This is a genomic window from Pseudomonas vranovensis (assembly GCF_040438935.1).
GTDB lineage: Bacteria > Pseudomonadota > Gammaproteobacteria > Pseudomonadales > Pseudomonadaceae > Aquipseudomonas > Aquipseudomonas vranovensis.
The window spans coordinates 3,089,771-3,113,022 of record NZ_CP159259.1 but is presented as its reverse complement, the minus strand read 5'-3'; the positions used below and the strand labels follow the sequence as shown (position 1 = coordinate 3,113,022).

Annotated in this window: 25 protein-coding genes and 3 tRNA genes; 13 read left to right on the top strand and 15 right to left on the bottom strand. The window is 61.9% G+C overall.

What is annotated here, in order from left to right; translation table 11 throughout:
- Positions 1–67 precede the first annotated feature (67 nt).
- The 4 genes from ABVN19_RS14450 to ABVN19_RS14435 all read left to right on the top strand — a co-directional run bounded on the left by ABVN19_RS14450 (position 68) and on the right by ABVN19_RS14435 (position 3,687).
- The gene (locus ABVN19_RS14450) at positions 68–862 is read left to right on the top strand and encodes an alpha/beta hydrolase (protein ID WP_028945331.1); all 795 of its coding nucleotides are present in this window, start codon (positions 68–70) and stop codon (positions 860–862) included.
- Entirely contained in the window at positions 859–1,713 is an 855-nt protein-coding gene (locus ABVN19_RS14445; protein WP_105641548.1) for an alpha/beta hydrolase, read from the top strand. Before ABVN19_RS14450 ends, ABVN19_RS14445 begins: the two co-directional genes overlap by 4 nt.
- 115 nt (positions 1,714–1,828) lie before the next feature.
- Positions 1,829–2,623 (top strand): DUF4892 domain-containing protein, encoded by a 795-nt coding sequence (locus ABVN19_RS14440; protein WP_028945329.1) that lies wholly within the window; start codon positions 1,829–1,831, stop codon positions 2,621–2,623.
- Between the two features lie 11 nt (positions 2,624–2,634).
- Positions 2,635–3,687 (top strand): AI-2E family transporter, encoded by a 1,053-nt coding sequence (locus ABVN19_RS14435; RefSeq protein ID WP_028945328.1) that lies wholly within the window; start codon positions 2,635–2,637, stop codon positions 3,685–3,687.
- Positions 3,688–3,699: 12 nt separating this feature from the next.
- Here ABVN19_RS14435 and ABVN19_RS14430 read toward each other — a convergent pair whose 3' ends face one another.
- From ABVN19_RS14430 to ABVN19_RS14395, 8 genes are all read right to left on the bottom strand, one after another.
- Positions 3,700–4,194 carry an Lrp/AsnC family transcriptional regulator gene (locus tag ABVN19_RS14430; protein ID WP_028945327.1) on the bottom strand — a complete coding sequence of 165 codons (495 nt, stop codon included), beginning with the start codon at positions 4,192–4,194 and terminating at the stop codon, positions 3,700–3,702.
- A gap of 12 nt (positions 4,195–4,206) precedes the next feature.
- Complete coding sequence (locus ABVN19_RS14425) at positions 4,207–5,055, bottom strand: ATP-binding cassette domain-containing protein (RefSeq protein WP_028945326.1); 849 nt, start codon at positions 5,053–5,055, stop codon at positions 4,207–4,209.
- Between the two features lie 3 nt (positions 5,056–5,058).
- The gene (locus ABVN19_RS14420) at positions 5,059–5,772 is read right to left on the bottom strand and encodes an ABC transporter permease (RefSeq protein ID WP_028945325.1); all 714 of its coding nucleotides are present in this window, start codon (positions 5,770–5,772) and stop codon (positions 5,059–5,061) included.
- A complete protein-coding gene (locus ABVN19_RS14415) occupies positions 5,769–6,494 on the bottom strand; it encodes an ABC transporter permease (RefSeq protein ID WP_105641547.1) in 726 nt (241 codons plus the stop codon). The genes ABVN19_RS14420 and ABVN19_RS14415 overlap by 4 nt, the downstream gene beginning before the upstream one ends.
- A gap of 73 nt (positions 6,495–6,567) precedes the next feature.
- Complete coding sequence (locus ABVN19_RS14410) at positions 6,568–7,347, bottom strand: ABC transporter substrate-binding protein (protein ID WP_028945323.1); 780 nt, start codon at positions 7,345–7,347, stop codon at positions 6,568–6,570.
- Between the two features lie 248 nt (positions 7,348–7,595).
- The gene (locus tag ABVN19_RS14405; RefSeq protein WP_028945322.1) at positions 7,596–8,642 is read right to left on the bottom strand and encodes an ornithine cyclodeaminase; all 1,047 of its coding nucleotides are present in this window, start codon (positions 8,640–8,642) and stop codon (positions 7,596–7,598) included.
- Positions 8,643–8,662: 20 nt separating this feature from the next.
- Complete coding sequence (gene ctlX / locus ABVN19_RS14400) at positions 8,663–9,580, bottom strand: citrulline utilization hydrolase CtlX (protein WP_105641546.1); 918 nt, start codon at positions 9,578–9,580, stop codon at positions 8,663–8,665.
- A 155-nt stretch (positions 9,581–9,735) separates the two neighbouring features.
- Entirely contained in the window at positions 9,736–11,517 is a 1,782-nt protein-coding gene (locus ABVN19_RS14395; protein ID WP_105641545.1) for a sigma-54-dependent Fis family transcriptional regulator, read from the bottom strand.
- A 252-nt stretch (positions 11,518–11,769) separates the two neighbouring features.
- Here ABVN19_RS14395 and ABVN19_RS14390 point away from each other — a divergent pair, with 252 nt between their 5' ends.
- From ABVN19_RS14390 to ABVN19_RS14365, 6 genes are read left to right on the top strand one after another with little or no spacing between them, the layout of a single operon-like run.
- Positions 11,770–12,864 carry an ABC transporter ATP-binding protein gene (locus ABVN19_RS14390; RefSeq protein ID WP_028945319.1) on the top strand — a complete coding sequence of 365 codons (1,095 nt, stop codon included), beginning with the start codon at positions 11,770–11,772 and terminating at the stop codon, positions 12,862–12,864.
- On the top strand, positions 12,864–13,961 hold the full coding sequence (locus tag ABVN19_RS14385; protein WP_105641544.1) for an ABC transporter ATP-binding protein: 1,098 nt from the start codon (positions 12,864–12,866) through the stop codon (positions 13,959–13,961). The genes ABVN19_RS14390 and ABVN19_RS14385 overlap by 1 nt, the downstream gene beginning before the upstream one ends.
- Positions 13,958–14,821 (top strand): sugar ABC transporter permease, encoded by an 864-nt coding sequence (locus ABVN19_RS14380; protein ID WP_028945317.1) that lies wholly within the window; start codon positions 13,958–13,960, stop codon positions 14,819–14,821. Before ABVN19_RS14385 ends, ABVN19_RS14380 begins: the two co-directional genes overlap by 4 nt.
- Before the next feature lie 12 nt (positions 14,822–14,833).
- Positions 14,834–15,634, top strand: a complete 801-nt coding sequence (locus ABVN19_RS14375) for a carbohydrate ABC transporter permease (protein WP_028945316.1) — start codon at positions 14,834–14,836, stop codon at positions 15,632–15,634.
- An 11-nt stretch (positions 15,635–15,645) separates the two neighbouring features.
- Complete coding sequence (locus ABVN19_RS14370) at positions 15,646–15,918, top strand: DUF2160 family membrane protein (protein WP_028945315.1); 273 nt, start codon at positions 15,646–15,648, stop codon at positions 15,916–15,918.
- Positions 15,919–15,968: 50 nt separating this feature from the next.
- Positions 15,969–17,708 (top strand): ABC transporter substrate-binding protein, encoded by a 1,740-nt coding sequence (locus ABVN19_RS14365; RefSeq protein ID WP_028945314.1) that lies wholly within the window; start codon positions 15,969–15,971, stop codon positions 17,706–17,708.
- A 65-nt stretch (positions 17,709–17,773) separates the two neighbouring features.
- Here the strand turns inward: ABVN19_RS14365 and folD are convergent, their stop codons facing one another.
- Positions 17,774–18,628 (bottom strand): bifunctional methylenetetrahydrofolate dehydrogenase/methenyltetrahydrofolate cyclohydrolase FolD, encoded by an 855-nt coding sequence (folD, locus tag ABVN19_RS14360; protein ID WP_028945313.1) that lies wholly within the window; start codon positions 18,626–18,628, stop codon positions 17,774–17,776.
- 285 nt (positions 18,629–18,913) lie between these two features.
- On the opposite strand from folD, the gene ABVN19_RS14355 reads away from it, so the two are divergent.
- The 3 genes from ABVN19_RS14355 (at position 18,914) to ABVN19_RS14345 (ending at position 19,246) form a co-directional block, all read left to right on the top strand.
- Positions 18,914–18,990, top strand: a tRNA-Arg gene (locus tag ABVN19_RS14355).
- Between the two features lie 41 nt (positions 18,991–19,031).
- Positions 19,032–19,107, top strand: a tRNA-His gene (locus ABVN19_RS14350).
- A 54-nt stretch (positions 19,108–19,161) separates the two neighbouring features.
- Positions 19,162–19,246: transfer RNA gene (locus tag ABVN19_RS14345), tRNA-Leu, on the top strand.
- A gap of 9 nt (positions 19,247–19,255) precedes the next feature.
- Here ABVN19_RS14345 and ABVN19_RS14340 read toward each other — a convergent pair.
- The 6 genes from ABVN19_RS14340 to ABVN19_RS14315 all read right to left on the bottom strand — a co-directional run bounded on the left by ABVN19_RS14340 (position 19,256) and on the right by ABVN19_RS14315 (position 23,223).
- Positions 19,256–20,200 carry a site-specific integrase gene (locus ABVN19_RS14340; protein WP_256585795.1) on the bottom strand — a complete coding sequence of 315 codons (945 nt, stop codon included), beginning with the start codon at positions 20,198–20,200 and terminating at the stop codon, positions 19,256–19,258.
- 38 nt (positions 20,201–20,238) lie between these two features.
- Entirely contained in the window at positions 20,239–20,556 is a 318-nt protein-coding gene (locus ABVN19_RS14335) for a helix-turn-helix domain-containing protein (protein ID WP_158259223.1), read from the bottom strand.
- Positions 20,557–20,599: 43 nt separating this feature from the next.
- Entirely contained in the window at positions 20,600–21,373 is a 774-nt protein-coding gene (locus tag ABVN19_RS14330) for a site-specific DNA-methyltransferase (RefSeq protein WP_105641541.1), read from the bottom strand.
- 52 nt (positions 21,374–21,425) lie between these two features.
- Entirely contained in the window at positions 21,426–21,905 is a 480-nt protein-coding gene (locus ABVN19_RS14325; protein WP_105641540.1) for a class I SAM-dependent methyltransferase, read from the bottom strand.
- A gap of 61 nt (positions 21,906–21,966) precedes the next feature.
- Entirely contained in the window at positions 21,967–22,293 is a 327-nt protein-coding gene (locus ABVN19_RS14320; RefSeq protein ID WP_028941773.1) for a hypothetical protein, read from the bottom strand.
- A 75-nt stretch (positions 22,294–22,368) separates the two neighbouring features.
- Positions 22,369–23,223: a hypothetical protein gene (locus tag ABVN19_RS14315; protein ID WP_105641539.1), complete on the bottom strand. Its 855-nt coding sequence runs from the start codon at positions 23,221–23,223 to the stop codon at positions 22,369–22,371.
- Positions 23,224–23,252 lie beyond the last annotated feature (29 nt).

Sequence of the window (23,252 nt, the reverse complement as noted above, 5' to 3'; positions counted from 1 at the left end):
ACGGTCATTGCCCGGCCCTGGTCAGTTGCGGACAATTGAGACCTGTTTTTCCTACGGATAGCCGGGTATGTCGCAACAGGTCTTTTTCGCTCACGCCAACGGCTTTCCTTCGGCCACCTACGGCAAGCTCTTTGCCGGCCTGGGTCCGGACTACACCGTGAGCCATTTGTCACAGCATGCCCACGACCCGCGCTTTCCGGTGGACGACAACTGGCAGACACTGGTCGACGAGCTGATCCACCACCTCGAACAACTTCCCGAACCTGTGTGGGGCGTGGGGCACTCCCTGGGCGGGGTGCTGCACCTGCACGCCGCATTGCGTTGTCCGGAGCGCTACCGAGGGGTGGTGATGCTCGACTCGCCCGTACTGACCCAGGCCGAGCGCTGGTTCCTGCAATTGGCCAAGTGCTGGGGGTTTATCGACAGGATCACCCCGGCCGGTCGAACACTCGGGCGCCGGGAAGCGTTCAACGACCTGGACCAGGCGCGGGCCTACTTTGCCAGCAAGACCCTGTTCCGCGGTTTCGACCCCGAGTGCCTGGAGGCCTATTTGCAGCATGGGCTGCGCCAGGAGGGCGAGTCGCTGCGCTTGTGTTTCGACCCTGCCACAGAAATCAGCATCTACCGCAGCATTCCTCACACTCGGCCCGGACGCGCCCAGCAATTGCAGGTGCCGCTGGCAATGGTGCGCGGGAGCCACAGCCGGGTGGTGAAGCAGCACCATGCCCGCGAAGTACGACGCTTGCCCCTGGGGGAATACCACAGTCTGCCGGGCGGGCACATGTTTCCGCTGGAACGGCCCGATGACACCGCCCACCTGATCAGGCGACTGCTGGGGCGTTGGCAGGAGCGACAAGCATGAGTCATGACGTGGAAGAGGTGCGGTTGAACTTGGGGCACATCGAACTGGCGGCTCATCTGTTCGGCCCAGCCGATGGGCAACCGGTCATCGCATTGCATGGCTGGCTGGACAACGCCAACAGCTTTGCCCGGCTGGCACCCAAGCTGGCGGGGCTGCGCATTGTCGCACTGGACCTGGCCGGGCACGGTTACTCCGAACATCGTCCCGCGGGCGCGGGTTACGCCCTGTGGGACTATGCCCATGATGTGCTGCGCGTTGCCGAGCAGTTGGGCTGGGAACGCTTTGCCCTGTTGGGGCATTCGCTCGGTGCGATCGTTTCGGTGGTACTGGCCGGCTCGCTACCCGAACGCGTGACACGGCTTGCGCTGATCGACGGGGTAGTCCCGCCCACCAGTGGCCCCGAGAATGCCGCCGAACGCCTGGGCATGGCGCTGGATGCGCAACTGCGCCTGGACGGCAAGCGCAAGGCCGTGCATCCGACGCTGGAGCGGGCGGTGGAGGCAAGGATGCGCGGACAGGTGGCGGTCAGTCGAGAAGCCGCCGAACTGCTGGCCCAGCGCGGCGTGATGCCCGTGCCGGGAGGCTATTCCTGGCGCAGCGACAGCCGGCTGACCCTGCCATCACCCACGCGCCTGAGTCAGGCCCAGGCACTCAGCTTTGTTCAGCGTATTGCCTGCCCGGCTCAATTGGTGGTCGCCGCCGACGGCATGTTGACCCGTCATCCCGAGTTGCTTGAACAGTTGCCCTTTGCCTGGGAGCCGTTGCCGGGCGGTCACCACCTGCACTTGAACGACGAGTCGGGTGCAAGGCTTGTTGCAGACTGTTTCAATCAGTTTTTTGGCATTTCTTGACTTGCGGCGGGCAACTGTCGAGGCTTGGCGGGTTGAACAGGGAGACAACCATGAACAAGCACGACAACGTTTCACCCATATTCAGCCTTGGCGCCCCGTGCGGCGTGGCCAGCCAATGAGTATCACACGCTACAGACAAGCCGTGGCGGCGGGTATCGCCGTGCTGTTCAGTGCGCCACTGCTGGCCGAGGGGCTACCGGTGCCGGTCGACGCCAAGGTGGTGGTCGAGCGCAGCGCTGCCGACCAGGAGCGGATCTACCCGCTTGGCTCCTTGCGCAAGATCAGCGGCCAACTGCGGGCCGAAGGCAAGATCGAAAGCCGGGGCCAGGTCAGTTCGGTCACCTACGAGCTGCCGCCTGAGCGCAGCGCCAACGAAGCCTTTACCTCCGCCCGTGAAGCCTTGCAGAAAGAGGGTGGCTATCCGCTGTTCTGGTGCCAGGCCCGCGATTGTGGCGAAAACAGCCTGTGGGCCAACGAGGTGTTCAAGAATTCGCGCCTCGGTGGCGCCGACGATCAACAGGCCTTCATCCTGCTGCGCCGCTCCGCCGAGCAGAGCAACACGTTGGTAGCCCTCTACAGCATCACCCGTGGCAACAAGCGCGCCTACCTTCACGTAGAAGAATTCGTTGCCGACGCCCCGCTGGGTGAAGTGCTGCCGACCCCGGCAACGGTACTGCGCGAACTGCGCGACACCGGCAAGCTCGACTACCCTGATCTGGGTGAGCCTCAACCGGCCTGGGTCACGCTGCTGGGGCGCAGCCTGAACCTGGACAGCACCTTGCGTGTCACCCTGAGCGGCGTCCAGGCCGAAGCCTGGCGCGAGCAGTTGGGCAAGGCCGGGGTACGCATGGCCAGGCTTGAAGTGGGTGATGCCAAGACTGACGGTTTTCACGTCGAACTGATTCGTTGAGCGAGAAGCGCATGCCCAACAATGATCGCCTGCTGGTACAGATCATCCTGCTTGGCCTGCTCGGTGCGGGCCTGTGGGTGATGGCTCCGTTCATGTCGGCGCTGCTCTGGGGCGCCATCCTGGCCTATGCCAGCTGGCCGCTGATGCGCCTGCTGACTCGTGTGCTGGGCGGGCGCGAAACCCTGGCGGCCGGCCTGCTGACCACGTTATGGATACTGCTGGTGGCCTTGCCGCTGGTGTGGCTGGGGTTCAACCTGGCCGACCATATCCGCGATGCCACCGCCTTCGTTCGCGATGTCCAGGTCGATGGCCTGCCGGATGCGCCGAGCTGGCTGGGCAGCGTGCCATTGGTGGGGCCACGGCTGGTGGCGATGTGGGACACCATCGATCAACAGGGCGCCGCCTTGCTGACCACGGTCAAGCCATACCTGGGGCAGGTCGGCAACTGGCTGCTGGCGCGCAGCGCGCAGATCGGCAGCGGTATCCTCGAGCTGACCCTGAGCCTGGTGTTCGTGTTCTTCTTCTACCGCGACGGGCCGCGCCTTGCAGCTTTTGTCCTGCGCCTTCTGGAGCGACTGATCGGCGAGCGTGCCGAATATTACCTGGGGCTGGTTGCTGGCACGGTGCAGCGGGTGGTCAACGGGGTGATCGGGACAGCAGCAGCCCAGGCAATCCTGGCCCTGATCGGCTTTTTGATTGCCGGTGTTCCCGGTGCGCTGGTGTTGGCGATTGTTACCTTCATGCTCAGTCTGATTCCCATGGGGCCACCGCTGGCCTGGGTGCCGGCCACGGCCTGGCTGGCCTGGCAGGGCGAGTATGGCATGGCGGTGTTTCTCGGGATCTGGGGTACGTTCATCATCAGCGGCGTGGACAACGTACTCAAGCCGTACCTGATCAGCCGCGGCGGCAACCTGCCGCTGGTGATCGTGCTGCTGGGGGTGTTTGGCGGCTTGCTGGCCTTTGGTTTCATCGGCCTGTTCATTGGCCCGACCTTGCTGGCCGTGGCCTACAGCCTGTTGCTGGACTGGTCGCGCAGCGAGCAGCAAGTGCCGCCACGCGCCTGAGTCAAGGAGCGTTCAGAGCTGCGGGGCGGTGTTTTTCACCACTGCCAGCTCTGGATGTGCCACCAGTTTGTCGATATGCAGTTCGTCGTTGTTCATCCAGGTTTCGGTCAGCACACGGTAATGCTCCATGTCGCGGCAACGCATGCGCAGGCTGTAGTCGAAATGGCCACTGATCAACTGGCAATCGAATACCTGCGGGCAGGCCCGCACGCACGCCTCGAAGGCCTTCTGCGCGCTGCGCCCGCTCTGGTTCGACAAGGCCACCAGCACCAGCAACGACAGCCCCGGCGAAACCATCTGCACATCAATGATCGCGCCATAGCCGCGAATCACTCCCCGTCTTTCCAGCTTGCGCACCCGCTCCAGACAAGGTCGGGGGGTGAGGTGTACCAGTGACGAAAGCTTTTCGTAGGTGATGCGTCCGTTATGGCGCAGCACATCGATGATCGCTTCGTCGATCCGGTCCAGGGGCGGCGCGGCGTGTGGGCTGTTGACCTTGGTATCCATGCAGGTTCGGCTTCACTTCAAACGGTTGGAAAGAAATTGCTGCAGGCGTTCGCTCTGCGGCTGGTCAAGTATCTCGGCGCTTCCTTGTTCCTCGACCCGGCCCTGATGCAAGAACAACACCTGGCTCGACACCTGACGGGCAAAGCCCATCTCGTGGGTGACCATGAGCATGGTACGACCTTCCTCGGCCAGCGTCTGTATCACTTTGAGTACTTCGCCCACCAGCTCGGGGTCGAGCGCCGAGGTGGGCTCGTCGAACAGAATGATCTCCGGTTCCATGGCCAGGGCCCGGGCGATGGCCACCCGTTGCTGCTGACCGCCGGACAGGAAGGCCGGGTACTGGTCGGCGGCGCGGGCCGGCAGGCCGACCTTGTCCAGGTACTTGCGCGCCCGCGCGTGGGCTTCTTCGGCGCTGACGCCCAGTACTCGGCGGGGCGCCAGGCAGATGTTCTCCAGTACCGTCATGTGGCTCCACAGGTTGAAGTGCTGAAACACCATCGCCAGCCGCGTGCGCAAATCCTGCAGCTGTGCGGGGTGTGGCGCCCGGCTGCCGGTACGGCCCTGGCGCATTTCAATGCGCTGGTCATCGAGGGTGATGACGCCGGCATCGGGTTGTTCGAGGAAGTTGATGCAACGCAGCATGGTGCTTTTGCCCGAGCCGCTGGCACCGATCAGGCTGATCACGTCGCCCTTGCGGGCATTGAGGGATACACCCTTGAGCACCTGGTGTTCACCGTAGCTTTTATGCAGTTCCTGGACGCTGAGTTTGACGGAGGCGTCCTGGGCCACGGCAGCGATACGCGGGCTGGGGCGGAGGGCTGGCGTCGCGGCGGTCGACAAGGCGGTTGCGGTGGTAGTCATGGATTAGCCTCGGGCAGGAACAAGAAAACGCATCCAGCGTCGTTCGGCCAGGCGAAAGCCGCCGACCAGTGCAAACGACAGCAACATGTACAGCAACGCCGCGATTCCAAAGGCCTGGAAGGTCAGAAAGGTGGCAGCGTTGGCATCGCGGGCCACCTTGAGGATGTCGGCGATGGTGGCGGTAAAGGCCAGGGAGGTGGCGTGCAGCATCAGGATCAGCTCGTTGCTGTAGGCCGGCAGCGAACGGCGCAGGGCGGCCGGCAGTATCACAAACAGATTCAGGCGCCAGCCGTGCAGGCCGTAGGCGTGGGCCGCTTCGATCTCGCCGTGGGGGATGTTGCGAATGGCCCCGGCGAAGATTTCCACGGTGTAGGCACAGGTGTTGAGCACAAAGGCCAGCAGGGTGCAGTTCAAGGCATTGCGGAAAAACTGGTCGAGCAGGGCGTTGTCTCGCACCACTTCAAGGCCGTACAAGCCGGTGTAGCAGATCAGCAACTGGATATACAACGGGGTGCCGCGAAACACGAAGGTGTAGGCCTCCACCGGCCAGCGCAGCCACCGGGTGTGTGAAACGCGTGCCAGGGCAAGTGGCAGCGACAGCACGAAACCCAGCACCATGGTGACGATGAACAGCCACAACGTCATGGCCAGTCCCGAGAGCCCGGTGCCATCACTGAAGAGATAGGCCAGGCCGTATTCCTGAATCAGTTCGATCATCGCGCCAGCTCCTTGATGCCGGTGTTGTAGCGCCGCTCAAGGTGCTTGAACAGGCGGTTGGAAAGGGTGGTGATGAGCAGGTAGACCAACCCGGCGATGATCAGGAAGTACAGGGTGTTGTTGGTAGTCTTGCCGGCGTTCTGCGCTGCCTTCACAAGGTCGGCCAGGCCGATGATCGACACCAGGGCGGTGGACTTGAGCAGCACTAGCCAGTTGTTGCCCAGGCCCGGCAGGGCAAAACGCATCAGTTGCGGGAACAGCACCAGGCGAAAACGTTGCGCACGGCTCAGGCCATAGGCGGTCGCCGCCTCCAGTTGCCCGGCTGGCACGCTGAGGATCGCGCTGCGAAAGTTTTCGGTGAAATAGGCGCCGTAGATAAAGCCCAGCGTAATGACCCCAGCCGTGAAGGGGTCGATCTCGAAGTAGTCCCAGCCCAGCAGCTCGGTCAGGTCGTTGAGCCATAGTTGCAGGGTGTAGAAGATCAGCAGGATCAGTACCAGGTCCGGCACGCTGCGGATCAGGGTGGTATAGAGGGTGGCCGGCACGCGCAGCGCACGCAGGCGTGACAGCTTGGCGCTGGCGCCCAGCAGGCCCAGACCTAGGCTCAGGGCCAATGACAACAGGGCAAGTTTCACGGTCATCCAGGTACCTTGCAGCAGCAGCGGGCCGAAGCCCTGCAAGCTCAAGGCATGCAAGCCGGTAGAGTGGAAAAAGTTGTTCACTTTGAAGGCTCTCGTCAGCACACAAGACAAGGCGCAGCGCCGGCCAGGTCAACCCTGGCCGGTGGCGTGCGAATCAATCGTTGTAGATATCCAGGTCGCCCACGTACTTCTTCTGGATCGCGGCAAAGGTGCCGTCGGCGTGGACGGCGGCGATGCCCTTGTCGAGCAAGGCCTTGAGCTCGGTGTCGTTCTTGCGCAGGCCCATGGCGATGTCCAGGGGCAGGGTAGGGTCCTTGACCGCCGGGCCGCTCTGGAAGTCGGCGCCTTCAGGCCGGGACAGGAAGTTGAGCTGGGCTTCGAGCTTGTCGGTGAGGGTGGCGTCCAGGCGGCCGTTGATCAGGTCGGCGTAGTTCTGGTCCTGGGCCTGGTAGGCCTTGACCTGGGCACCCAGTGGCGCCAGCTTGGCACGGGCGTAGGCTTCCTGTAGCGAACCCTGCAGCACACCGACCTGCTTGCCCTTGAGCGATTCGGGCGTGTCACCGAAGTCGGCGCCCTTGCGCACGATCACCGAGGTGGGGCTGAGGAACAGCCGGGCGCTGAAGTCGATCTGCTTGAGGCGTGCAGGGGTCACGGCCATCGACGACATGATGGCGTCGAACTTGCGTGCCCGCAGGGCCGGGATCATGCCGTCGAACTCGTTGTGTACCCAGGTGCACTTGACCTGCAGCTTGGCGCAGATGGCATTGCCCAGTTCGATGTCGAAGCCTTGCAGGCTGCCATCAGCGGCAACGGACTCAAAGGGAGGGTATTCGGGGTAGACGCCGAAGCGGATTTCAGTCCATTCCTTGGCCTGGACACTGTTTACGCACAAAGGAAGGAGCAGCACGCCGAGGAGCTTGCGCAGCGAAGTCATGGTGGTAATCCCTGAGTTTTATAATTGATGTAGGGCAGTGGAGCGCTTCGGTCAGTCAGTGACTGATTGGTCGGGCCAAGAATGCGCGATGGCGACGATTTTTTTGTGTCGTTTCAACCGGCGTCGGCTGCCGGATTCTGCTGTTGAACGTGTAATTGCAGCCGGATCGGCTGCGCCACCTCCTGTTTGGGTTTGAGTGACAGCGGTTACGGTTGCGCCGTGCGTTGGCGCGGCGCAACCGAGGGGCCTCAGGCGCGCTTTTTCTGGGCGCTGGTCAGCGGCTGGCGCAGCAAGGCGAAGAGGTCCTTGGGGTTGTCCAGCTCGGGCACCAGGGCAATGTCGTGACCGATGTCCAGGGCCGTGGCTACATCCAGTACGTAGCGCAGGGCCGAATAGTCCTCAAGGGCGAAGCCGACCGAGTCGAAGAGGGTGACTTGCTCGTCGCTCTCGCGACCCGGCACCTGGCCGTTGACCACCTGCCAGAACTCGGTGGTGGGCGAATCGGAGGGCATCTGCTGGATTTCGCCTTCGATACGGCTTTGCGGTTCGTATTCGACGATTACCCGGGCGCGTTCGACGATGTCGCGGTGCAGTTCGGTCTTGCCCGGGCAGTCGCCACCCACGGCGTTGAGGTGCATGCCGGGTACGATCATATCCGGGGTGAGGATGGTGGCGTAGGCCTTGTCGGCGGTCACCGTAGTGACGATGTCGGCGCCGCGTACTGCCTCGGCCACAGAGCCTGCGATGCTCACCTTGAGCTGAGGGAAGGTGCTGAGGTTGGCCACCAGCTTGGCGCTGGCCGCAGGGTCCAGGTCGTACAGGCGGATCTCGTCGATACCCAGCAGGGTGTGGAAAGCCAGGGCCTGGAATTCGCTCTGCGAGCCATTGCCGATCAGGGCCATGCGTCGGCTGCCCGGGCGCGCCAGGTAGCGTGCGGCCAGGGCCGAGGTGGCGGCGGTGCGGATCGCGGTGGTCAGGGTCATCTCACTGAGCAGCACCGGTGCGCCGGTATCGACATCGCCCAGGGCGCCGAACGCCATGACAGTGAGCATGCCGCGTTGAGTGTTCCTGGGGTGGCCGTTGACGTACTTGAAGGCATAGAGGTTGGCATCGGACACCGGCATCAACTCGATCACGCCATCGGGTGAGTGGTTGGCCAGGCGCGCGCATTTTTCAAAGTCGTGCCAGCGCAGGTAGTCCTCACGAATGTACTCGGCCATCTCGCTGATGCAGGTGCCAAGGCCCTTGCGCGCCACCAGGTGGCTGAGATCGGTAATGTCGATATAGCGGGTCATGATGAACTCCTTTGTTGTAATCAGTGGCGCACCGGCAGGTGCACTTCGGCGAGCATGCAGCGGGCACTGCCGCCGCCGATGCGTTCGATATGGTCGATGTTTACCACCACCGGGTGGCTGTGCTGCTCGACCTGGCGGCGTTGCTCGACCGACAGCGAGCGCCAGGCGCTGCGCGACATCACCAGCAGCGGCTGGCCTTGCTTGTCGTGGACTTCGAGCATGTTGCCGGCAAAGCCTTCGAGCTGGTCGAAGTCCAGGGCCAGGATGTCCTTGCCGGTGTCGCGCAATGAGTGCTCCAGGGCGCGGCGCTCGTTGGCGTCGGGAAGGGCTTGCAGGCAGACCACCGAGAGCCCGCGGCCCACGCTCATCATCACGTTGCTGTGATAGATCGGCGCCTGGTGCCGGTCGACGGCGTGGAACACGCACAGGCGGTAGTCGAGTTGTTCGGCAAACAGGCGCAGGGCCTGGGTGTGAGTGCGACCGGAATGGCAGGCGTAGCTGATCCGGTGCTGGCGATCCAGGACCATGCTGCCAGTCCCTTCCAGGTACATACTCTGCTGTTCCAGCGGGCTCAGATCGATGGTCTGACGAACGGCGAAGCGTTCTTCAAGCACCTTGAGTACGCCTTTGTTGCGCTCCAGCCGGCGGTTCTGGCCTTCCATCGGATAGAGCACCAGGCTGCCATCGGCGTGGCTGCTCCACCAGTTATTGGGGAAGATCGAGTCGGGGGTGTGGGGTGCCGGGGTGTCCTGCACCACCAGCACTTCGACGCCATGCTGGCGCAGGGTATCGACATAGTCATCGAACTCTTCCAGCGCTTTCTGCTGTGCCCGGTCCGGGTCGAGCAGTGCTTGCTGGAAGCGGTTGTTGAGGGCGGTGTCCGGGTTGAAGGCGAACCGCGCCGGGCGGATCATCAAGACTGTATTTGTTGTTTGCATCGAGGCACGCATCCGGGGTTGGCGGTATGGCTATTGTCGATGCGACGGGGGATAAATCCCGGCTGAAGCACAGCGGGCGCTCAGCCGGTAAAGCTGAAATCCAGGGTGTTACAGCAGAATCGGCTGCGCGCCAGCCCGGTGGGAAATGTTGTCGATCAACCGACTATTTGGCCCTGGTCGCGCAGGCGCTTGTAGAGGGTGGTGCGGCTGATTCCCAGGTCTCGGGCCAGGGCCGATACGTTGCCGTTGAGTGTCCGCAGGCGCAGGCTCAGGTCCTCTTCGGCTGCATTGCGCCCGACACACGGAGGGGCCACCGTTTCGGCCAGGAAACTGTCCGGCAAATGCTCCACGGCAATGGGCTGGCCGTCGGCCAGGGCCAGGGCTACCTGCAGGGTGCTGCTCAACTGGCGCAGGTTGCCTGGCCAAGGGTGTTGCAACAGGTGCTGCAGGATGTTGCTGTCGAGCTGCCCGGGCGCATCGGGGGCGCGGTGCTGCTGGTGGATCTGCCTGATCAGGGCCAGGCGGTCGCTGCGCTCGCGCAAAGGCGGCAAGGTCAGGCTCATGCCGGCGATGCGGTAGTAGAGATCCTGGCGGAAACGACCTTGGCGTACCAGTGCGGGCAGGTCCTGGTGGATGGCAGAGACCACTCGGATATCCACCGCTACCGGCTCGCCACTGCCCAGTGGCTGGATGCTGCGTTGCTGAAGAAAGCGTAACAACCGCGCTTGGGTCGACAGCGGCATGTCGCCGATTTCGTCGAGAAAGACGATACCGTGGTCGGCTTTGCGGATCAGCCCCGGGTTGCCCTTGTGGTGGGCGCCTGTGAAAGCGCCTTTTTCATAGCCGAACAGTTCCGACTCTACCAGTTCTGCCGGGATTGAAGCGCAGTTGACGGCAATCAGCGGCTGGTGACGACGGCTGCTGGCGGCGTGCAGGGCGTTGACGAACACTTCCTTGCCGACCCCGGTTTCGCCCTGGATCAACACCGGGATGTCTTTTTCCAGCAGCAGGCCGGCCTGTTGCAGGGCCTTGCCGATCCGTGGGTCGCCTTCATGTGCAGGTGGCTTGACGGCGAACGGAGCGGGACGTTGCAGCGGCTCATGCAATAAACAATGAAAGCGGTTGCGGCCGGTCACCTGCACGGCAAAGGGCTCACCGGGTGCGTGCTTGAGCAGCTCCGTCAGCGGTGTCTGGAAGACTTGCTCAAGACGCTGCTGCAGGGGCGACTGGCCGAGCAGGCTGTCGGCCCGTCGATTCGCGGCAAGGATGCGTCCCAGGTCATCGAACAGCAGCAGGCCGGCCCATTGGCTGTCGAGGTTGTTCGAGCCTGAGTTGAAGCTCAGTTGCCGGCAGTGCCCGGCATAGCGGGCCATGATCAGGCGGTTTTCCAGGCTCTGGCTCATCATCCGCACCAGGCCCAGGGTTTGCGAGGCGGGCAGGTAGCTGTCGCTGGATACATCGAGCACGCCGATCAGGCGGCGCTCGGCATCGATCAGCGGCGCAGCGGCGCTGGCCATGTAGCGGTTGAGTTTGAGGAAGTGTTCATCCTGGCCCACATGCACAGCCTGGGCGCAGGCCAGCGCGGTGCCAATGGCGTTGGTGCCCACGCCCTGTTCCAGCCAGCGGGCACCGGCGACAAAACCGTGCTGCTGATGCGGGTCGATGAAGCGCCGGGTGCCCCAGGTGTCCAGCAGGCGACCTTGCTCATCGCTGAGCATGATCAGGTAGCTGGAGTTGCCCAACAGGTGACTGAACTGCGGCATGACCTCGTCGCGGGTGGTGCGCAACAGCACCTGCTGGCGCTCGAGCAGCTCGCCAAGGTGAGTGCCGGACAACTGATCGAAGTCGGGTGTGTTTTGCGGTGTCAGGCCGTACTCGCGACAGCGCGCCCAGGACGCCTGGATCAGTTGGGCATGGGTGGGGGCGGATACGGCCATGGGCCTTCCCTCTGCCGGGGCAGTGCTGTTGTTTTTGTGTGATCCAGTGTTGTTCAGTCCTGTTCATTGTCAATGCGTGGGTTGTTCAAGTGTTCAACGCTTGCTGTTCAATCGTGTTCAACGGCGAACAGGCATTGGCCGGGGTTCCCGGAAAAATACCGCGTTGACAATGGCTTAGCTGAAGCGCCCGGTACTGGCACGGATCTGGCTTTGTGGCCAATGCCTGTCTGATAACAACAACCAGGGCCGCCCATGTCGCTAACGCTGGAACATGTCAGCCGCACCGTCGATAACCAGCCGTGGATTGTCGATGCCAGCCTCAGTTTTGAGCCGGGCTCGTTCAATGTTCTGCTCGGTCGCACGTTGTCGGGCAAGACCAGCCTGATGCGCCTGATGGCCGGGCTCGATCGTCCCGACCACGGCCGGGTGCTGATGAACGGGGTGGATGTCACGGGCCAGCCGGTGCGCCAGCGCAATGTCTCGATGGTCTACCAGCAGTTCATCAATTACCCGACCCTGAGCGTGTTCGAAAACATTGCCTCGCCGTTGCGCCAGGCACGGGTGAGCGACGAAGAGATTCGCCACAAGGTGTACCAGACCGCGCAGATGCTGCGTATCGAGCCGTTTCTCACGCGTATGCCCCTGGAGCTGTCGGGCGGGCAGCAACAGCGCACGGCCATGGCTCGGGCGCTGGTCAAGGATGCCGAGCTGATCCTGTTCGACGAGCCCTTGGTGAACCTGGACTACAAGTTGCGCGAAGAGCTGCGTCAGGAGATGCGCGCGCTGTTTGCCCAGCGTCACTGCATTGCCGTGTACGCCACCACCGAACCCAATGAGGCGCTGGCCCTGGGTGGCACCACCACCGTTCTGCATGAGGGACGCATCGTGCAGAGCGGCCCCACCGCAAAGGTCTATCACCAGCCGCGCACGGTGTTGGCGGCGGAGCTGTTTTCCGAGCCGCCGATCAACCTGATTCCCGGGCGCATCAATGGCAACGAAGTGAGTTTCGCCGGTGCCGTGCATTTTGCGATGAACGCTGACCTGCGCCGTATCGGCGACGGCGAATACCGCTTTGGTGTGCGCCCCAGCCATATCAGCCTGGTGCCTTCCAACGACGACGACCTGGAGCTGGCGGTGCTGGTGGAATTGGCAGAAATCAGCGGTTCGGAAACCTTCCTGCATGTGCGCAACGAGCACTTTCGCATCATCCTGCACTTGCCCGGCGTGCATGAGTACAACGTCGATGCGTCGATCCGGGTGTTCATTCCCACGCATAAATTGTTCGTGTTCGACAGCGTGGGCAAGCTGGTGCAGGCGCCGGGCGTCCGTGAAGCAAGGGGTGTCTGATGGCCGAGATCCGCTTGCAGCACCTGGCCCACAGCTACAGCCGCACACCCGGTAGCGCTGACGACTACGCCTTGCGTGAGCTGGAACACGTGTGGGAGCAGGGCGGTGCCTACGCCTTGCTCGGGCCTTCGGGCTGCGGCAAGTCGACCTTGCTCAATATCATTTCCGGCCTGCTCAGCCCGTTGCAGGGCCAGGTACTGTTCGATGGCAAGGTGGTCAATGACCTCTCGCCCCAGGCGCGCAACATTGCCCAGGTATTCCAGTTCCCGGTGGTGTACGACACCATGACCGTGTTCGACAATCTGGCCTTTCCGCTGCGCAACCAGGGCATGGATGAGGCGCGGGTGCGCAGCAAGGTGGCGGAAATCGCCGAAGTGCTGGACCTGGGCCCGGCACTGAAAAGAAAAGCTCGCAACCTCACTGCCGACGAAAAGCAGAAAGTCTCGATGGGGCGCGGCCTGGTGCGTGACGACGTCTCGGCAATCCTCTTCGATGAGCCGCTGACAGTGATCGACCCGCACCTGAAGTGGAAGCTGCGACGCAAGCTCAAGCAGATCCACGAGCAGTTCAACATCACCATGATCTACGTCACCCACGACCAGTTGGAGGCCTCGACCTTCGCGGACAAGATCGCGGTGATGTATGGCGGCCAGATCGTTCAGTTCGGCACCCCGCGCGAACTTTTCGAGCGGCCGCGCCATACCTTCGTCGGCTACTTCATCGGAAGCCCGGGCATGAACCTGATCGAGGTGCAGGTCGCGGCGGGCGGCGTGCGCTTTGGTGCCGTGGTGCTGCCCTTGCCGGCATCGCTGCGCGAGCGCCTGGAACAGCTGCCCACTGCACGCTTGCAGGTCGGTATCCGCCCGGAGTTCGTCCAGGTGCGGGAGGCCCCCTTCGATGATGCCTTCAAGGCTCGCGTAGTGGATATCGAAGACTTGGGCACCTACCGGATCCTGACCCTGAAGCTTGAGGGTGTGGCGCTGAAGGTACGCCTGGGTGAAGACCGCGCAGTGCCGGAGGGGCATGCCTGGATCAGTTTTCCATCCCAGTGGCTGATGCTCTATGCCAACGATGTGCTGGTGGAGGCCATGCCATGAACAAGGTACCCAACAACAAGGCCTGGTGGCTGGTGCTGCCGGTGTTCCTGCTGGTGGCGTTCAGCGCTGTGGTGCCGATGATGACGGTGGTCAATTACTCGGTGCAGGACATCTTCGATCAGTCCAGTCGCTACTTTGTCGGCGCCGACTGGTACCGCCAGGTGCTGCAGGACCCGCGCCTGCACGACTCGTTGCTGCGCCAGTTCATCTACTCGGGTTGTGTGCTACTGATCGAGATTCCGCTGGGGATCGCCATCGCGTTGACCATGCCGACCAAGGGGCGTTGGTCGTCGCTGTGCCTGATCGTCATGGCCATTCCGTTACTGATTCCGTGGAACGTGGTGGGCACAATCTGGCAGATCTTTGGCCGTGCCGACATCGGTTTGCTGGGTGCCTCGCTCAACCAGCTGGGGATCAACTACAACTACGCGGCCAATACCATGGACGCCTGGGTGACGGTGCTGGTGATGGACGTATGGCACTGGACCTCGCTAGTGGCGCTACTGTGCTACTCGGGGCTGCGGGCGATCCCGGATGTGTACTACCAGGCGGCGCGCATCGACCGCGCCTCGGCCTGGGCGGTGTTCCGGCATATCCAGTTGCCGAAGATGAAGAACGTGCTGCTGATCGCGGTGATGCTGCGCTTCATGGACAGCTTCATGATCTACACCGAGCCGTTCGTGCTCACCGGTGGCGGGCCGGGCAATGCCACCACCTTCCTTAGCCAGACCCTCACGCAAATGGCGGTGGGGCAGTTCGACCTGGGGCCGGCGGCGGCATTCTCGCTGGTGTACTTCCTGATCATCCTGCTGGTGTCGTGGCTGTTCTACACCGCCATGACCCATGCCGACAACGACTAGGAGGCGGCCCGCATGAACCCGCGCAAGACGCTGCCCTTGTTGCTGTACATCCTGTTCCTGCTGGTGCCGATCTACTGGCTGCTGAACATGTCGTTCAAAAGCAACACCGAGATTCTCGGCGGCCTGACCTTGTGGCCGCAGGCGTTTACCCTCGACAACTATCGGGTCATTTTCACTGACCCGAGCTGGTACAGCGGCTACATCAATTCGCTCTACTACGTGTGCCTGAACACGGTGATATCGCTGGGCGTGGCTTTGCCGGCGGCCTATGCCTTTTCGCGCTACCGCTTTCTCGGTGACAAGCACTTGTTCTTCTGGCTCCTGACCAACCGCATGGCTCCGCCGGCGGTGTTCTTGCTGCCGTTCTTTCAGCTGTATTCCTCCATCGGCCTGTTCGATACCCACATTGCGGTGGCCCTGGCCCACTGCCTGTTCAACGTGCCACTGGCGGTGTGGATCCTTGAAGGCTTCATGTCTGGCGTGCCGAAGGAAATCGACGAGACCGCCTATATCGACGGCTACAGCTTTCCACGCTTTTTCGTGAAGATCTTCGTGCCGCTGATTGGCTCGGGCATCGGCGTGACGGCGTTTTTCTGCTTCATGTTTTCCTGGGTCGAGCTGCTGCTGGCGCGCACGCTGACTTCGGTGAACGCCAAGCCGATCGCGGCGGTGATGACCCGCACGGTGTCGGCCTCGGGTATCGACTGGGGCGTGCTGGCGGCGGCCGGGGTGTTGACGATTCTGCCGGGCATGCTGGTGATCTGGTTTGTCCGCAACCACGTGGCCAAGGGCTTTGCCCTGGGCCGGGTCTGAGGAGGCGTGCGATGGAGTGGATGGCCTGGACCTTGCCGACGGCGCTGTTTTTTAGCGCGATCGGCTGTTTGCTGCTGGGCATGACCCTGCTCGAGTTGCGCAAGCCCTGCGTGGAACGCCGGGGTTTCCTGCCGATTGCCACCACCCGTGGCGATCGGTTGTTCATCGGCCTCCTGGTCAGCGCTTACCTGCACCTGCTGGTGATCGGGGGCGGCGACTGGAATATCTGGGTGGCCTCGCTGCTGTCACTGGTGTGGCTGTTGGTGGTGATGCGTTGGGGCTGACCGGACAGGTTCGGCCAGGCTCCGTGGGAATACACAATCGGGAGATCACGATGTTCGACAACAACAAGAACCGGCGACATTTGACCCTGGCTGCATTGCTCGTACTGGGCAGCTTCAACGCCAGCGCCTGGGCAGACGCCTATGAAGATGCAGCAAAGAAATGGATCGGCAGCGAGTTCAAGCCTTCGACCCTGACCCCGGAGCAACAGCTTGAGGAGCTCAAGTGGTTCATCAAGGCGTCCGAGCCGTTTCGCGGCATGAAAATCAACGTGGTGTCGGAAACCATTGCCACCCATGAATATGAATCAAAGGTGTTGGCCAAAGCCTTCAGCGAAATCACCGGCATCAAGTTGACCCACGACCTGCTGCAGGAAGGCGACGTGGTGGAAAAACTGCAGACCCAGATGCAGTCGGACAAGAACATCTATGACGGCTGGGTCAACGACTCGGACTTGATCGGCACGCATTTTCGCTATGGCAAGACCGAGTCCATCACTGACCTTATGGCCAACGAAGGCAAGGACTACACCTCGCCAACGCTGGACCTGAAGGACTTTATCGGCATCTCGTTCACCACCGCGCCTGATGGCAAGATCTACCAGTTGCCGGACCAGCAGTTCGCCAACCTCTACTGGTTCCGTGCCGACTGGTTCGATCGCCCGGACCTCAAGGCCAGGTTCAAGGAAAAGTACGGCTATGAACTCGGCGTGCCGGTGAACTGGTCAGCCTATGAAGACATCGCCAAGTTCTTCAGCGAAGACGTGAAAGAGATCGACGGCAAGCGTGTCTACGGGCACATGGACTACGGCAAGAAAGACCCGTCGCTGGGCTGGCGCTTCACTGATGCCTGGTTCTCCATGGCCGGTGGTGGCGACAAGGGGCTGCCCAATGGCTTGCCTGTGGATGAGTGGGGCATTCGTGTGGAGGACTGCCACCCGGTCGGCTCCAGCGTCACCCGCGGCGGCGACACCAATGGCCCGGCGGCGGTGTATGCGACCCAGAAATACGTCGATTGGATGCGTGCCTACGCGCCACCGGAAGCCCAGGGCATGACCTTTTCGGAATCCGGGCCGGTACCGTCCCAGGGCAACATCGCTCAACAGATATTCTGGTACACCGCCTTTACCGCCGACATGACCAAGCCTGGCCTGCCGGTGATGAACGCCGACGGCACACCGAAATGGCGCATGGCGCCGTCACCCAAGGGGCCGTATTGGGAGGAGGGGATGAAACTTGGTTACCAGGATGCCGGTTCCTGGACCTTCCTCAAGTCGACGCCGGAGAAGCAGCGCCTGGCGGCCTGGCTGTATGCTCAGTTCGTGACCTCCAAGACCGTGTCGCTGAAGAAAACCATCGTCGGCCTGACGCCGATCCGCGAGTCGGACATCAACTCCCAGGCCATGACTGACCTGGCGCCTAAGCTCGGTGGGCTGGTGGAGTTCTATCGCAGCCCGGCGCGGGTGCAATGGACGCCCACTGGCACCAACGTGCCGGATTACCCACGCCTGGCCCAGTTGTGGTGGAGTCATATCGCCGAAGCGGCCAGCGGTGAAAAGACCCCGCAACAAGCCCTGGATGGCCTGGCCCGCGACCAGGACAAAATCCTCGAACGGCTCGAGCGCTCCAAGGCCCAGGCCACCTGTGCGCCCAAGCTGAACCCGGAGCGGGATGCCCAGTACTGGTTTGACCAGCCGGGCGCGCCCAAGTCCAAACTCGCCAACGAGAAGCCAAAAGGCGAGACCGTCAGCTACAGCGAACTGCTCAAGTCCTGGGATGCGGCACGCAAATAAGCCATTGCGGGCACAAAAAAACGGCATCTTCACAGATGCCGTTTTTTCACTACCCGCTCCACACCTTACTTATGCAGTTCTTCCGCTGCATACAAAGTGTTCTCCAGCAGGCAGGCCCGGGTCATCGGCCCGACGCCACCCGGCACCGGCGTGATCCAGCCGGCGCGGGGCAGGGCGGTCTCGTAGACCACATCGCCCACCAGCTTGCCATCGTCCTGACGGTTGATGCCGACGTCGATGACAATGGCGCCTTCCTTGATCCACTCACCCTTGACCAGGCCCGGCTTGCCAGCGGCAACCACCACCAGGTCGGCGCGGCCGACATGGCCGGCCAGGTCTTTGGTGAAGCGGTGGGTAACGGTCACGGTGCAGCCGGCCAGCAGCAGCTCCATGGCCATCGGGCGACCGACGATGTTCGAGGCGCCGACGACAACGGCATTCATGCCGTACAGGTCCTGACCGGTGCTTTCGAGCAAGGTCATGATGCCTTTGGGGGTGCATGGACGCAGCAGCGGGATCCGCTGGGCCAGGCGGCCGACGTTATAAGGATGGAAACCATCGACGTCTTTATCTGGACGGATACGCTCGAGCAGCAGCGAAGCATCCAGGTGGGCAGGCAATGGCAGCTGCAGCAGGATACCGTCGATGTTCGCGTCATCATTGAGGCGATCGATCAGGTCGGTCAGCGCTTGCTGGGAGGTCTCGCTGGGCAGGTCGAACGCCTGGGAGATAAAGCCGACCTCTTCACAATCTTTACGCTTGTGCGAGACATAGACTTGAGAGGCGGGGTCGGTGCCGACCAGGATCACCGCCAGGCCAGGCGTACGCAGGCCTTGCTGGCGACGCTCCACGACACGTTGGGCGATCTGCTGGCGCAGGCTGGCGGCGATCGCCTTGCCGTCGATAAGGTGTGCAGTCATGACGCGTGATTAACCATCGAGAGGGAATAAAAAGAGCGCGCATTCTCGCATGAAGGGGCCCGAGGGCAAAGGCGCTTGGTCCGGCAATTCCCCTAAGCCCTTAAATAAAATGAATTTTTTTCAAAAAAGAGTTGACGACCTAACCACTCGTCTATAACATTCGTCGCACTTGTCGGGCAGAGCCTAGCACTGGTTAGCAAGGTCAGGCAGAATGAGCGGATTTGGTAGCTTGTTCGGTACGGCTAAAAGTTAATTTGTAATCGTAACAGAAAGCAGATTAAATATGCGCCCGTAGCTCAGCTGGATAGAGCATCCGCCTTCTAAGCGGATGGTCGCAGGTTCGAGTCCTGCCGGGTGCGCCAATAGGCAGCTTAGGCACAAGTAAAGCGGTAAATGCAATATGGTGGGCGTAGCTCAGTTGGTAGAGCACAGGATTGTGACTCCTGTTGTCGTGGGTTCGATCCCCATCGTCCACCCCATATTCCAGAAAGGCGCCTGATGAAAATCTGGCGCCTTTGCTTTAAAAGCTTCACGCGGACGTGGTGAAATTGGTAGACACACTGGATTTAGGTTCCAGCGGCGCAAGCTGTAAGAGTTCGAGTCTCTTCGTCCGCACCACCTTGTAAATCAAGTAGTTACCAGCTTTAGAGCAACCTCCGCTCGACCCGCTGGAGTTTCAGTGTAGCGAGATTGTGACATTGGCTTGTCGAGCACACTGACCGCATCTCGCACCCTGGCCGGTGCGAGATGCGCATATTTCTCGGTCATCTGCACCGTAGAATGTCCCAACAAATCCCTCACTTCGATCAACGGCACCCCGGCACTCACCAGCCAGGCCGCACACGTGTGTCTCAAATCGTGTATGCGGAAGTCCTTGATGCTCGCCTTCTTGCAAGCCTTCTCGAATCCATCCGATAGATCGATCACCTTTTCTCCGCTCCTGCGCGAGAAAACCCAGGGTGAGCCCGGGCAATATTCCGCCCGAAACGCCATTCTTCCCTTCAGCGCCGACAGCGCCCCTTCATTCAGCGGAATGCTTCGACGCTTCCCCGCCTTCGTGTGCTCGCCCTCCAGGTAGACCAACCGGTTCACCAGGTCGACGCGGCGCCACTCCAGCCCGATCATCTCTTCCTTCCTGCACCCCGTGTTCACAGCCAGCCGGATGAAGTCTTCCAGCAGATCACCAAATCGTTGCGTACGCGCCGACCGGCACAGCGAGTCAACCTCAGCCCGGGTAATCCAGCGCACCCGGCTTTCGGCTTCGCGTAGCGTCCGGCCCTTCACAGGGTTGGGGATCTTCCATTCCAGCTCGACAGCACACCAGTTGATTGCCGCCGACAATGCCGCCAGCTCTCTATTAATAGTGGCCGGCGACTTCCCGGCTTTCGCTCGGAGCGATGAGTACTCCCGAATTTCCTTGCCGGACAGGTCGTTCATGATCCGCCCGGCGAAGAACTCGCGCAGCGCCTTCACCCGATGTTGCGTGGTGTCGAAGCTACGCTGCGTCTGGGCGGCCTGGCCCAGGTACTCGATCATCACTTCCTCGAACGTGCGCTGCCGGTCGAAGCCCATCTCCTTTTCACGCCACGCCTGGCTCCGCTGCTCCTGCTCTAGAGCCTTGGCTGCGGCATAGTCCTTGGTGCCAGAAGAGCGTCTAACGTACGTTCCGTCTGACGCGGTGTAGCTAATCCACCAAGTTTCGCCTCTTTTGTACGGCATATCCTCTCCTCGGATACGACGCCCGCGGCGGCGAGGGTAGCAGGGATGCCGGCCTCGATCATCTCAACGAGCTTTTGATAGTGAACGCGCAGCGGGCCGAAGCCACGCACGCAAGGGATCTTTCCGTCCTTCGCAAGGCGATAGGCGGTTGAGCGACCGATGCCCAGCATCTCGGCCGCCTGGGTGACCGAGATCAGCCGCAGGGTCATGCAGGTCTCCACGCCGCGCATGGCGGCAGAGGTGGGGAGGGGGTTAGGCGATCGCTTCGAAAAGATCGATCTGCGGTACCGGGGTGTCTCGGACGGTGATGGCGTCAGACATGCGCTGTTGCGCGGTACCGAAATGGTCCTGGTCTTGCTCGATGCCGATGAACTGCCGGCCAAGCTGAATGCATGCGACACCGGTTGTGCCGCTGCCCATTGTGTTGTCGAGCACCACTTGACCCGGGTTGGTGTAGGTGGCGACCAGAAACCGCATCCAGCTGACAGGCTTCTGGGTGGGGTGATAGTTCGCCGTTTGCTTGTCGCTCGAGAAGAACTGCACCGATCTTGGGTACCGCTCTGTTGAGTCGTACTCGGTGAGCGAAAGTGCCTTGCCGTAGCACTCTGAGTTGACTGTCTTGCGCTTCGCCGTTCGTCGCTCGTGGCCGCTGGTCATCTGCGGGTTGTACACGGGCTGGCGCCGGTAGAAGACCTGGGCGCTTTCGTGGGCGCGCAGTGGCTGCTTCTTGGCGTTGAGGAAGCCGGTGGCGTTGCCTTTCTCCCAGATCCATTCGTAGCGGTAGTCGGCAGGGTTACTGGCGACGACCATCGATGCGAACGGCTGGGCCGCGCAGAGCACGATGGCTGCCTCCGGCTTGGCGATCCTCAAGTACTGCTCCCACAGCGGGTCAAATGGAATGATCACATCCCAAGCGCACTGGGTGGTGCCGTAAGGGAGGTCAGCCAGCACCAGGTCCACGCTGGCACTGGGGATCGACTTCATTACCTCCAGGCAGTCGCCGTGGTAAAGGCTGATTTCGGACATAGGCCATCCTCGCCCGCCTACCGGCAGGCTTGAGTTGTTGTAGGGGGAGGGGTTAGGCGCGGCGCTTCATGAATGTGATCCAATGAGTCTTTTCGCGCTTGCCGGACTTGTGGCCAAACAGAGGCTTTTCGTCGGTCAGGGCAAGCAGCTCGCTCACCAGTACCTGGGTTTCGTTCCACTTGAAGATAAGGATGCCTTCGGGCTCCAGCACCCTGAAGCATTCGGCGAAGCCTTGGCGGATGTCTTCTCGCCAGTCGGATGTGAGCACCCCGTACTTGGCCCGCATCCAGCTGTCGACGCCGGCGTGGGTCAGGTGTGGAGGGTCGAACACCACCAGGCGGAAGGTCGAGGCCTCGAACGGCAACTGCCGGAAGTCCATGAGCACATCCGGCTCGACCTTCAGCACCCGCCCATCGCAGAGCGGGTGCTCTTCGTCCCGGATGTCTCCGAACAGGGCGCGCTGGTCTTCCTTGTCGAACCACATCATGCGGCTGGCGCTGCAGGGGTCGAGAACCTTGGCTGCAGCGCTCACGGCCTCGGCCCCCTCCAGATGAGCCAGGCCATGTAGAGCGGGGCAGCGATTGGTAGGAGGATCATGGCGTCACCTCGCGGCGCGCCCACCAACACACAGGGCCGTCGTCGGTGTCGTGGATGGCCAGACAAAACCAGTCGCCACCGAACGGCCGTTCTGGCTCCCAATAGCTGCAATCCGGGTCATGACTTTCAAAGTACCGGTTAGCTACCGCTTCGTCGGCGTACTCCAGGCTGACCATGGTGACCTGCAAGCCTTGCTCAGCGATCCAGGCCTTGCACTTGTCGCCATCGCCTTCATCGAAGTCAGGCAGGTCGGGGTGCTGGAACATTCCGTTTTCATCGCGCACTACCGGCGATCGCTGGATCAGTTTGACTTCTTCAGGCATGACTTCGTCCTTGCCGCCATATAGCGGCTGTTCAATAGAGGGGAGAGGGGGCGGAGTACAAATGTACTCCTTGGGTCAAACTTGAGCCTTGGCCACGAGCACGCCCTTGTGGGTGCTGGTACCGTCGATGGCCATCGAGGTCACGAAGTAGTGGTTCTTCTGCCGGTTGTAGACGATCTCTTCGCGCGGCGTACCTGGGTTGATGATCAGCCGGGCCTGCGCGCAGATGAAACCGCCGGCTACCGTGAAGCTGAGCCAGTCGCCTTCCTTGATCTGGCCTGGCGCTGTGATCGGCTGCCATGGGCCGCGCTCAACCGGCGCGCTCGGCTCTGCGCTGGCGGTCGTCAAAGCATCGATGTATTCAACTACATCCACATTGTCCTCAAACACAGTCCGCACCGCGTTGATGGTGGCCCGGAGATTGGCGCACTGGTTCTCCCGCTCGGCCAGCTTGGCGCGCAACTCTTCAACTTCCGGATCACGCGCAGCGAAGGCCTTGGCACCCTGGTCGGCTATGTCACCGGCGCTGAAGCCGTCGGAGGTTGGCGGGTGGCGGTAGACGGGAGCCAGCTCGATGCCTTCCGCCCTAAGGTCATGCGCGTGATCTTGGCAGGCGGTGTATTCCTTCCCGTCTTCGTAGGTCCAACCCACCGGCTCGCCTTGGTGCTGGGCGGATCGCTTCGCCTCAACTTCGGCGCAGGTCTGACACGGAACCCCTTTAGGTTGCTCGGTAAAGCAGCCGCGACAAATGGCGGTAGCGACCTCGGCGTGGTGCTGTGCGGCTGGCTGGGAAACCAGATCCTGCAAAAGCAGTACGTGTTTGTCGCATGTGAAGCGCACCAGGTTTGCATCACGTAGGCATTTCTCCAGCGCGCCCATCGGCACGCTGACCATCTGTTCGGTGTTGCTGGATCGGTTTTCTGTGGGCATGGGGATACCTCGCCGCGTATCATTCGCGA